The organism is Vibrio sp. 10N.222.49.C9 (genome assembly GCF_041474985.1).
In the GTDB taxonomy this organism is placed as follows: domain Bacteria; phylum Pseudomonadota; class Gammaproteobacteria; order Enterobacterales; family Vibrionaceae; genus Vibrio; species Vibrio crassostreae_C.
Map to the genome: position 1 here is coordinate 121183 of NZ_JBFRVD010000036.1, position 2412 is coordinate 123594.

The following is a 2412-nucleotide window of genomic DNA, read 5'->3' on the forward strand; positions in this document are numbered from 1 at the left end:
GCCGCCAACTGCGCCACCGTAAAGCTGCTCGACGCGACGCCGTTCACTAAGATTGTGCCGTTACTCACGTTGCTGACCGTGAAGCTCACGCCTGTGTCCGTATCGTCAACGTCCGTGTAGCCAAGATCTGCCGCCGTGATGGTGTAGCTGCCTGCTTCATCCATTTCACCCAACAGATCGCCTGTCAGCTCCGGCGCATCATTCACTGGCGTCACCGTCAAGTTGAACGTGCTGTCTACCGGTGTGCTGCCATCTTCGTTGCCGTCTTCAACGTTAATATCGAAAGACGCCGACGTGGTTTCGCTGCCGTCATGTTTAAACGTCACTTTACCCGCCGCCAACTGCGCCACCGTGAAGCTGCTTGACGCGACGCCGTTCACTAAGATTGTGCCGTTGCTCGCGTTGCCGACCGTGAAGGTCACGCCTGTGTCTGTATCGTCAACGTCTGTATAACCCAAGTCAGCTGCCGAGATCGTGTAGCTGCCTGCCTCGTCCACTTCCGCCGCCAGATCGCCTGTCAGCTCCGGCGCATCATTCACTGGCGTCACCGTCAAGTTGAAAGTGCTGTCTACCGGTGTGCTGCCATCTTCGTTACCGTCTTCAACGTTAATATTGAAAGACGCCGACGTGGTTTCGCTGCCGTCATGTTTAAACGTCACTTTACCCGCCGCCAACTGCGCCACCGTGAAGCTGCTCGACGCGACGCCGTTCACTAAGATTGTGCCGTTGCTCGCGTTGCCGACCGTGAAGGTCACGCCTGTGTCTGTATCGTCAACGTCCGTGTAGCCTAAGTCCTCAGCCGTAATGGTGTAGCTGCCTTCTTCATCCACTTCACCCAACAAATCACCTATCAGCACTGGTGTATCGTTCACAGGAGTAATATTAAGCGTAACTTCTGCTTCGTCTTCCCCACCGTTCCCATCGGTCACTTTATATTTAAAAGTTGCCTCCCCGTTATAGTCGGTATCCGGTGTGAATATAATTGTATTGTTTGTGTAGTCGACAAACAGCTCACCATTAGTCGCGGAGGTAATTGAACCCACAACAATTGAGAGCTCATCACCATCAATGTCAGTATCATTCGCCAACAATTCATCAAAAGAAATCGTGATAGACGTGTCTTCAGCAGTAACAAGTTTAGATTGATTAATACCTGTCACTGTAATGTTATCTAACAACGCACCGTAGCTATCTGAAGCTCCAGCGCCTGCAAATGTAAGGTCCGTAACGTCCCCTTGGACTTCGAACTCAGCCGTGATCTTATACCAACCATTTGCGTCAGGTTGCCCTATTTGGACATTAAGTCCGTCGGCACCCGATAGAGATCCATCTGCGTGAACAGTAACTAACGTGTCACCGACTTTAAACGTCATGTCAGAAGATGAATTACCGTCTCGTCGAGGGTTGTAATCAAATTCAACACGCACGCTATCTTGGTCTGACGTATTAATATTTGTTGTGATCGCGGTGTTTTGATGAGCATCAAGCTCAGCGAGGTAGTCACCGTCTGTCGCTTCAGCTATGAGACCGTCACGCTGAATCTCTAGACCATTTGTTGCTTCCCAATCATCTAGTTCGTCGCCAGTTACTACAGTCCAACGACCTGTGTTTGTCATGTTTTCAAAGGACTCAGAGAAGAGCAGCGTCTCACTATGAGTTTCATATGTGTCATCAATCGCTACTGGACCGTCGTTGGTGCCTGTCACGGTAATGGTTAAGGTATTGGTTTGGTTGACCGTGCCATCGCTTGCGGTGTAGCTGAACACCACGTCCGCGGTCGCTCCTGTGGCCAACGCTTGAGAATCGCTGCCGTCCGCCACAAAGCTGTAGCTGCCATCGCCACGAATGGTCAATGTGCCGTAATCATTGCTTATCACTGTGTCGCCACTGTCTGCCACGGCGGTTGCGGTGCCCGTAGTACCGTTCAAAATACCCGTGACGTTCAATGAGTCGCCATCGACATCGCTGTCATTGGCCAACACGCCGTCTTCTGCACTGACCGTTAAGGTCGCGTCTTCATTCACCGCGCCCACATCGGCGGTTAACTGAGGCGCATCGTTGGTGCCTGTCACGGTAATGGTTAAGGTATTGGTTTGGTTGACCGTGCCGTCGCTCGCGGTGTAGGTGAACACCACTTCCGCGGTCGCTCCTGTGGCCAACGCTTGAGAATCGCTGCCGTCCGCCACAAAGCTGTAGCTGCCATCGGCACGAATGGTCAATGTGCCGTAATCATTGCTGATCAACGTATCGCCACTCTCTGCCACTGCGGTTGCGGTGCCCGTAGTACCGTTCAAAATACCCGTGACGTTCAATGAGTCGCCATCGACATCGCTGTCATTGGCCAACACGCCGTCTTCTGCACTGACCGTTAAGGTCGCGTCTTCATTCACCTCGCCCACATCGGCGGTTAAC

At 52.4% G+C, this 2412-nt stretch carries 1 protein-coding gene; it reads right to left on the reverse strand.

What is annotated here, in order from left to right; all coding sequences use genetic code 11:
- On the reverse strand, positions 1-2412 hold a 2412-nt coding region (locus AB4585_RS16085; RefSeq protein ID WP_372170275.1), incomplete at both ends, for a tandem-95 repeat protein.